Source organism: Idiomarina loihiensis (assembly GCF_024584785.1).
In the GTDB taxonomy this organism is placed as follows: Bacteria; Pseudomonadota; Gammaproteobacteria; order Enterobacterales; family Alteromonadaceae; genus Pseudidiomarina; species Pseudidiomarina fusca.
Window position 1 is genome coordinate 2,891,554 of record NZ_CP074112.1, and the last position, 8,724, is coordinate 2,900,277.

Sequence of the window (8,724 nt, forward strand, 5' to 3'; positions counted from 1 at the left end):
AAACATGGCAGCTAAAGAAGTCATTTTTGGAAACAGTGCACGTCAACGCATGCTTAAAGGCGTGAACGTTCTTGCTGACGCAGTTAAAGTAACTTTGGGCCCTAAGGGGCGTAACGTCGTCCTAGAAAAATCATTTGGCGCACCTTTGATCACCAAAGATGGTGTTTCAGTAGCCAAAGAAATCGAACTAGAAGATAAGTTCGAAAACATGGGCGCACAGATGGTGAAAGAAGTCGCCTCTAAAGCTAATGACGAAGCAGGTGACGGTACTACCACCGCTACTGTGTTGGCACAATCAATTGTCAACGAAGGCTTAAAAGCGGTTGCTGCGGGCATGAATCCAATGGATTTGAAACGCGGTATTGATAAAGCCGTCATTAGTGCTGTTGAAGAGCTGAAGAAAATTTCACAACCTTGTGACAATACCAAAGCTATCGCTCAGGTAGGTACTATCTCTGCTAACTCAGATAGCACCATCGGTGAAATCATCGCTAAAGCGATGGAAAAGGTAGGCAAAGAAGGTGTTATCACGGTTGAAGAAGGTCAAGCATTGCAAGATGAACTTGACGTTGTTGAAGGTATGCAGTTTGACCGTGGTTACTTATCGCCATACTTCATCAATAACCAAGAAAACGGCACTGTCGAATTAGAAAGTCCGTTTATTTTATTGGTTGATAAAAAAGTATCTAACATTCGTGAATTGTTACCAGTTCTTGAAGGCGTAGCTAAATCAGGTAAGCCATTGTTGATTATTGCCGAAGATGTTGAAGGCGAAGCCTTAGCTACTTTGGTTGTGAACAACATGCGTGGCATCGTGAAAGTAGCGGCAGTAAAAGCACCAGGCTTCGGCGATCGCCGTAAAGCTATGTTGCAAGACATCGCTGTATTGACTGGCGGTACTGTGATTTCAGAAGAAATTGGTATGGAACTAGAGAAAGCTCAACTTGAAGATCTAGGTACTGCCAAACGTGTAGTGATCAACAAAGACAACACCACGATTGTTGATGGTAATGGCGACCAAGCAGCCATTGAAGGCCGTGTTACTCAGATTCGTCAACAAGTAGAGGAAACTACTTCTGATTACGACCGCGAAAAACTGCAAGAGCGTTTAGCTAAACTTGCTGGCGGTGTTGCAGTTATTAAAGTAGGTGCTGCGACTGAAGTAGAAATGAAAGAGAAGAAAGCACGTGTTGAAGATGCTCTGCATGCAACTCGCGCAGCGGTAGAAGAAGGCGTTGTGCCTGGTGGTGGTGTAGCATTAGTGCGAGCTGCTAGCAAACTTGCTGACTTACGTGGTGATAATGAAGACCAAAACGTAGGTATCAAGTTAGCACTTCGTGCGATGGAATCACCACTGCGTCAAATCGCTACTAACGCTGGCGCTGAAGGTTCTGTAGTAGCCAATAACGTGAAAAACGGCGAAGGTAACTACGGTTACAACGCAGGTCAAGACGTGTATGGCGACATGCTAGAAATGGGTATTTTGGATCCAACCAAAGTAACTCGTTCAGCGTTACAGTTTGCTTCATCTATCGCGGCCCTGATGATTACTACCGAAGCTATGGTAGCGGAAGTGCCAAAAGATGAGCCAGCTGCTCCAGATATGGGCGGCATGGGTGGAATGGGCGGCATGATGTAATTTCGATTACGTCATAAAACCATTCAAAACAGGGAGGTGTTTCGGCATCTCCCTTTTTTTATTTTGTATGTCACACTTTTAATCCGAGTAGCGTCTAAACTAATAGAAGCGCATATAATGCGATATCGAGCGTCTCATAGGAGGACTCAAAAGATGAAAAAAACTCTATTAGTAACTGGTTTGATTTTAGCTGGGTTATGTCATCAAACCGCGATCGCAGCGGAAGCGAACGTTAGTTGGGGTGACCCCAAAAAATTCTTTGATATTGAAGCTGTTGGCGATAAACAAGACCGCTTTGAACAGCGTGTTATGGACGAACTTACTGCTTATATTGGTGAATTAGCTGAGAAGCTGCCAGCCGATCATCAGTTCACCATAACTATTAATGATCTCGATTTAACTGGGCGTGTTGAGCCGGTCTTTGTTGATACTGGAATGCGCTATCAGCGTGTGGTCGACGAGATTAGTTATCCAATGATTAAGTTTACCTACAGTTATACCGATGCTAACGGACAAGTTATCCAAGAAGGTGAGGAACGGATAAAAGATTTAGGTAGCATTATTACTCGACGTGAAATCATGCGTAGTAGCCGTGATAATGTTTACTTTGAGAAACAACTGCTTCGTGATTGGTTCAAAGATAACTTTAAAGAGTATTTTTAACTAGCTCTTTCAATACTGCAAACGCCACTCCTTCAGAGTGGCGTTTTACTTGCTTCGCCGGCAATTTCTCGAACTAACTTTGGCACTAAAAAGCCCGGTAGTTCAGCTAATAATTGTTGATACAGCTTAAGGGCTGCTTCATCGGTAACGGCAAAATGACTGGCACCAGCCACTTTATCTAATTGATGTAGATAATAAGGCATGATGTTGGCGGCAAAGAGTTTTTCGCTTAGTTCACTTAGGCAGGTAACTGAGTCATTAATCCCCTTTAACAGCACGCTTTGATTTAGCAGTGTAACACCGGCTTGATGCCAAACTTGTGCGGCCGCAGCTAATTCGTCTGCTACTTCTCGTGGGTGATTGATATGCAACACCAGAATAGCTTGCAGGTGACTTCGGGCTAAGCGCTCGGCAAGCTTGCTGGTTAATCGCGTCGGCAATACTACGGGTAGCCGTGAGTGGATTCGTATGCGGCGTAATTGCGGTAGTTGCTCTAAGGTTGTTAGTATCTCATCAAGCTTTTCATCGGTAGCCAAAAGGGGATCGCCGCCACTTAAAATCACTTCATTAATATTGGTATCCGACGCTATGGTGGCAACTAAGCTGGCCAGTTCAGACCTACCAAAGCTATGCTGTTGATAAGGAAAATGACGACGAAAACAATAGCGGCAGTTAATCGCACAGCCACCTTTTAAGATAACTAACACGCGCGACTTATATTTATGTAGAATCCCCGGCTGTGTATTAGACTGCTCAGCTAAAGGGTCTTTGGTAAATTCTGGATGTTCAGTAAATTCGTTGTGGTGCGGCATCACCTGCAAGAGCAAAGGGTCATTGCAATCACCTGGCTGCATCAACTTCACAAAATGAGGCGTCACCCGCAGTGGAAACAGACGCCTTGCTTCGCGATGTTGAGCAACCCAGCTAGCCGGTAGTTGCAGTAACTCACCAAGCTGTTCGGGTGAGGTTATTGCTTGCGCTAACTGCTGTTGCCACAGAGGACGAATGGATACTGCTTGAGAATCGGACACAAAAAACCTACTTATTATTTCCACGAACGAATTATTTTACCTGAAAAATACTGCGTTATGGTTTATTATTGCGCGCGAAATCGCTTAATTTAAAAGCATACGAGGAAGCTATGGCGAATTACAGCACAAACGAATTTAAAGCTGGCTTAAAAATCATGCAAGATGGTGAGCCCTGTTCAATTGTAGAAAACGAAATGGTTAAGCCTGGTAAAGGGCAAGCCTTTAACCGTGTTCGTATTCGTAAATTAATCAGCGGCAAAGTTGTTGAGAAGACCTTCAAATCAGGTGACTCAGTAGAAGGTGCGGATGTTGTTGATGTTGATTTAGCCTATCTCTATAACGATGGCGAGTTCTGGCATTTTATGAACAACGAAACCTTTGAGCAATTGGCTGCCGATGCAAAAGCTGTGGGCGACATGACCAAATGGTTAGTTGAGCAAGATGTATGTACGTTAACACTTTGGAACGGTAACCCGATCGCGGTAACACCACCTAACTTTGTTGAGTTAGAGATCGTTGAAACCGATCCTGGTTTGAAAGGTGATACTGCTGGTACCGGTGGTAAGCCAGCTACGTTGTCTACAGGCGCGGTGGTTCGGGTTCCATTATTCGTACAGATTGGCGAAATCATTAAAGTAGATACTCGCTCTGGCGAATACGTATCACGCGTACAAAAGTAAATCAGTTAGGGCATAGCAGTGCAGCTATCAGATAATTGGCGGCCATCCGCGTCGTTAGAATTATTGCAACAACGGGCAGCATTGCTACGCCAACTTCGAGAGTTTTTCTGGCAACGTCAGGTGCTAGAAGTGGATACGCCATTGCTGTCACGCTATGGCGTAACCGATGTTCATCTGAGTAATCTGCAAACCGAAATTGCGGTGTTACCAAACCAACCTTTTTATCTACAGACATCACCCGAGTACGCCATGAAGCGCCTGCTGGCTGCTTATGGTTGTAGCATCTATCAACTTGGAAAAGTCTTTCGGGATGATGAAGTAGGGCCACGGCATAACCCTGAATTCACGATGTTAGAATGGTATCGTGTTGGCTTTACGATGGCAGAGCTTATTGCGGAAGTCGTCGAACTCCTATTATTAGTGTTGGGTGAGCGTATGGTTGTCCAACAAACCTATCAAGAGCTCTTTCAGCGTTATCTCGCAGTTGATCCTCTTGCGGCTTCAGTCTCGCAACTGCAACGGGCTTTAAGTGATTACACCGAAGTTGCAGATTTAGCCGAGCGCGAGGACGATCGAGACACTTTATTGCAATTGGCCATGGCTTGCGTGATTGAGCCTCGCTTAAATATTGACGCAATAACCATTGTCACTCATTTTCCGAGTAGCCAAGCAGCCTTGGCAGAAATTGCCGCTGATGATAGTCGTGTGGCCTTGCGATTTGAGGTGTATGCAGGCGGAATAGAGCTTGCCAATGGCTATCAAGAGCTGACGCAAGCAACCGAACAAACCCAACGTTTTGCGATAGATAATCAACTACGTTTGCAGTTGGGGCGTCCTCAAGCTGCAGCCGACACGCGATTACTACAAGCACTTGCTGCAGGGTTTCCGAACTGTGCCGGAGTCGCTTTAGGCTTTGACCGACTACTCATGATCCAAAGCAAAAAGGCGAACATTCAATCTGTGCTACCTTTTGATCTGTCTTGCGCCTGATTAAGTAATGTTATAATATAACACGACTGTCTTGGCACACCTTAAGTAAAAGCACGGATTATCATGACGCAACGTTCGCTCGACAAAACTGGTATTTGGGTAACCACCTTATGTGCGTTACATTGCCTCGCTTTGCCTGTGATTTTACCGTTGTTATCGGTGATTGGTTTATCTTTTATTGGCGAAGAGTTTTTAGAGCGTACCATCCTTTCGTTGAGTATTGTGATTGGTCTTATCGCCTTAGGCTTCGGCGTGCGGAAACATGCGCAATGGTACCCGTTATTATTATTAATTTGCGGTGGCGCTGTTTACTGGAATAAAGATAGCTTTGGTGAGTTTGCTGAACCTTTAGTTATTCTCATTGGTGCCGGTCTGATCATTGCTGCGCACTGGGTTAACTTAAGATTAGTACGCAGCTGTCCGATCAAGCCTCAAGTGCAATAGGCTATTGCACTTTACGAGTTAGGATAACCCCGGCTTCCATGTGATGAGTATATGGAAACTGATCAAATAACGCCGTTTGGGTAACTTCGTGAGTGTTGGCTAATTGGCCAATGTTTTCAGCTAAGGTTTCCGGGTTACAGGAAATATAAACAATCATCTCGTACTGACGTACAAGCTCAATCGTATCCATATCTAATCCAGCTCTTGGCGGATCCACTAAAACCGTTTGGCAATTAAAACTCAAAACATCGGCCTCAGTCGCGCGGCGAGATTGTTTACTGCCAGCCAGAACGGCACTGAAATCTTCAGCAGACATCCTAACTAAAGTGACATTCTTTATCTTATTTAATTCGCAGTTATAAATGGCAGAAGCGACAGAAGTTTTACTTATTTCTGTAGCCAACACCCGGTCAAAGTTTTGTGCTAACGGCAAACTGAAATTCCCATTACCACAATACAGTTCGAGTAAGTCGCCAGGACGGTCTTGTGTGGCTGCTAGGGCCCATTCAATCATATGCTTATTTACTGCAGCATTAGGTTGCGTAAAGCTATTTTCAACTTGTTGAAAAGAGTAATCACGCCCGGCAATCGTTAAAGTCTCAGTCACCCAATCTTGCTCAAGACAGATTTTTTGCTTTTTTGCTCGGCCGATAATATGAATCTCACCATATTGGCTTAAGTGCTGCTTTAATTGCTGTGCGAATAACTGCCACTCTTCATCTAATTGGCGATGATAGATTAATGAAATCAGTGCTTGGTCTGTGGTTGTGGTAAGAAACTCTACCTGAAAAAGCTTATTGCGCAGTACCGGTTGGTATTTAACGTAGTCAATAATGGCCGGCATCAAGTGATTAATAAGCTCACTCCCTACTGGAAATTGATCGGTGCGTATCTTAGCGCGCGTTTCTGCGTCAAACATGATGTAGAACAGGTCATCGCCGTCATGCCAAACTCTAAATTCGGCGCGCATCCGATAATGTGAGGCCGGCGAGGAAAATACTGTTGGCGATGCCGCAGTATAAGGAGCCAGCAGCTGTTGCAAGCGCGTTACTTTAGTCTCAAGTTGACTGGCATAGTGGGCCGGATTAACTGCACCTGTAGTCATGGTTGCTCCTATCGCTAAAAAAGACTGGGCATTGTAACCTTCGACTTAAAAATGTCTACTAGCATGACCGAGCAATTCAAAATGTAAAAATCTACCTATGACATTGCACCTATCGGAAATATAGACAATGATGACAGGGTTAGATATTTTTATCTAAGAAACTCCCATAAATAGAATAATATATAAAAAGGTTTCAGCTATGTCTAAAGTGTCCAAGTTAGGAATGTTTGCCATAACCACGGCGGCCTTGTGTGTTGCATCGGCCGTTCATGCGGAGCAGCCCGATTCGGCTGGCCACAACAAAGAGCGAGTGTTAGTCGAATTCAAACCAGGTACACAAAGACTCATAGCTGACTACGTGATGGCAAATGATGCCAGCAAACCTGAGCCAACGCCTCCGCCTACGGATACTAAAAAAAAAGAAAAACCAAGAGAGCCCTGGCCTCCTAAGTTTATCGTTCTTGATCTTCCTGAACGTAACATGATGGCGTTGGAAGTTTCTGCTAATGCAATTCAGGGGCTACGTAATAATCCGAATGTGATTTCAGTAGAGCCGGATGAGAAGCGCTATCTCTACAGTACTCAATACGAACCTGGTAAGCCTTACGGCATCAGTCAGGTACAAGCAGACTTATTGAGTGATGGTGCCGCAGGTAGTCGAACTCTTTGCATTATCGATTCAGGGTATGATTTAGGCCATCCGGATCTGCCTCAGACGAATGTTTCTGGTAGTTTTGATGCTGGTACCGGCAATTGGTATACCGATGAGAACGGTCATGGTACCCACGTTGCCGGAACTATTGCGGCGTTAACCAATGGTGAAGGCGTTGTTGGAGTGTTGCCAAATGGGCAAATCAATCTTCACATCGTGAAGGTCTTTGCTGAATCGGGTTGGGCCTATTCTTCTTCATTGATTGCCGCGACCGATGAATGTGTAACAGCTGGCGCCCAAGTAATCAATATGAGTCTAGGTGGTTCTCGTGCGAGCAAAGCTGAAGAACGAGCTTTTACCAATCTTGCCAATGCCGGCGTGCTAAGTGTCGCTGCCGCAGGTAATGACGGCAATACACGACATTCTTATCCTGCTTCTTATGCATCGGTCGTATCAGTCGCTGCAGTTGATGCTAACGAACAAATAGCCAGCTTTTCTCAACAGACAGATCAAGTTGAGTTGGCTGCACCTGGGGTCAGTGTTTTATCTTCTGTACCTCGGGGTACCGGTGAAAAAGTAGAATTAACCGTAGCGAACACCCAATACACAGCCACTTCGATCGATGGCGCGCTGCCAATTATTGCCACGGGCGCTTTAGCTGCTTGCGGCATTGCTGATGCAGCATGTACAAATGTAGCTAATCAAGTCTGCTTGATTGAACGTGGCGTGGTATCTTTCGCTGAAAAGGTACAAGCCTGTGAAGCCGGTGGTGGTGTGGGTGCTGTTATATATAACAATGAACCGGGTGAGTTACTGGCAACCCTAGGTGATTATGCTGCCAGTATTCCAGCAGTCGGTATTAGCGCTGCCGATGGTGCGACTTTGTTAACCCAACTCGGTAGTAGCACCTCAGTAGGTTCAGCTACCAGCGATTGGGCTTTCTTTGATGGCACGTCAATGGCATCACCGCATGTTGCTGGTGTTGCAGCACTTGTTTGGTCTTATCATACAACCTGTAGCAACCAAGATATTCGCACCGCACTAACCAACACAGCTAAAGACTTAGGTACTAGCGGTAAAGACAATGCCTATGGTTACGGCTTAGTACAGGCAAAAGCCGCGGTTGATTACTTAGATAGTTATGGTTGTAGTGGAAATGGCGGTGATAATACCGGTGGCGGTGATACTGGGGGAGAAGATGGTAGTAATCCTGGTAGCGGTAAAGGAAATGGTAAAGGCGGTAAAAAATAGCCTTTTCACTGGATTAGTAACAAAAAGCTCACCTTTGTGAGCTTTTTTTATGCGGGGTGAACACAAAATCAGCAGTCAGTAAAAAAACACTTAAAAAGTTGAAAAAGGCGCTTGACCTTGCCAGTAAAATCTCTAAAATGCGCCCCACGCTTGAGGCAGACAACGAAGTCGCCAAAAGCACAAGTTTTGAGTCAGAAAAAGTTTGCCGAAAGGCTTGACACAAAACTCCAAGGCTGTAGAATACGCCGCCTTGCTTGCTGAAACGCAAG

The 8,724-nt window shown here is 45.1% G+C and carries 8 protein-coding genes; 6 read left to right on the top strand and 2 right to left on the bottom strand.

Annotated elements, in window-relative coordinates; translation table 11 throughout:
• The first annotated feature begins 4 nt into the window (after window positions 1-4).
• Entirely contained in the window at window positions 5-1,639 is a 1,635-nt protein-coding gene (gene groL / locus KGF88_RS13815) for a chaperonin GroEL (protein WP_110076995.1), read from the top strand.
• Between the two features lie 153 nt (window positions 1,640-1,792).
• On the top strand, window positions 1,793-2,302 hold the full coding sequence (locus KGF88_RS13820) for a DUF3016 domain-containing protein (RefSeq protein ID WP_162014628.1): 510 nt from the start codon (window positions 1,793-1,795) through the stop codon (window positions 2,300-2,302).
• Window positions 2,303-2,334: 32 nt separating this feature from the next.
• Here the strand turns inward: KGF88_RS13820 and epmB are convergent, their stop codons facing one another.
• Window positions 2,335-3,333, bottom strand: coding sequence for an EF-P beta-lysylation protein EpmB (epmB, locus tag KGF88_RS13825; RefSeq protein WP_257119945.1), 999 nt, complete (start codon window positions 3,331-3,333; stop codon window positions 2,335-2,337).
• Between the two features lie 110 nt (window positions 3,334-3,443).
• Here epmB and efp point away from each other — a divergent pair, with 110 nt between their 5' ends.
• From efp to KGF88_RS13840, 3 genes are all read left to right on the top strand, one after another.
• Window positions 3,444-4,013, top strand: coding sequence for an elongation factor P (gene efp / locus KGF88_RS13830; protein ID WP_110076993.1), 570 nt, complete (start codon window positions 3,444-3,446; stop codon window positions 4,011-4,013).
• 18 nt (window positions 4,014-4,031) lie between these two features.
• The gene (gene epmA / locus KGF88_RS13835) at window positions 4,032-5,003 is read left to right on the top strand and encodes an EF-P lysine aminoacylase EpmA (RefSeq protein ID WP_162014629.1); all 972 of its coding nucleotides are present in this window, start codon (window positions 4,032-4,034) and stop codon (window positions 5,001-5,003) included.
• A 63-nt stretch (window positions 5,004-5,066) separates the two neighbouring features.
• The gene (locus KGF88_RS13840; protein WP_110076991.1) at window positions 5,067-5,447 is read left to right on the top strand and encodes a MerC domain-containing protein; all 381 of its coding nucleotides are present in this window, start codon (window positions 5,067-5,069) and stop codon (window positions 5,445-5,447) included.
• A gap of 1 nt (window position 5,448) precedes the next feature.
• Here the strand turns inward: KGF88_RS13840 and trmA are convergent, their stop codons facing one another.
• On the bottom strand, window positions 5,449-6,552 hold the full coding sequence (trmA, locus tag KGF88_RS13845) for a tRNA (uridine(54)-C5)-methyltransferase TrmA (protein WP_153827258.1): 1,104 nt from the start codon (window positions 6,550-6,552) through the stop codon (window positions 5,449-5,451).
• Between the two features lie 199 nt (window positions 6,553-6,751).
• On the opposite strand from trmA, the gene KGF88_RS13850 reads away from it, so the two are divergent.
• A complete protein-coding gene (locus tag KGF88_RS13850) occupies window positions 6,752-8,455 on the top strand; it encodes a S8 family serine peptidase (RefSeq protein ID WP_228759581.1) in 1,704 nt (567 codons plus the stop codon).
• The last annotated feature ends 269 nt before the right edge of the window (window positions 8,456-8,724 follow it).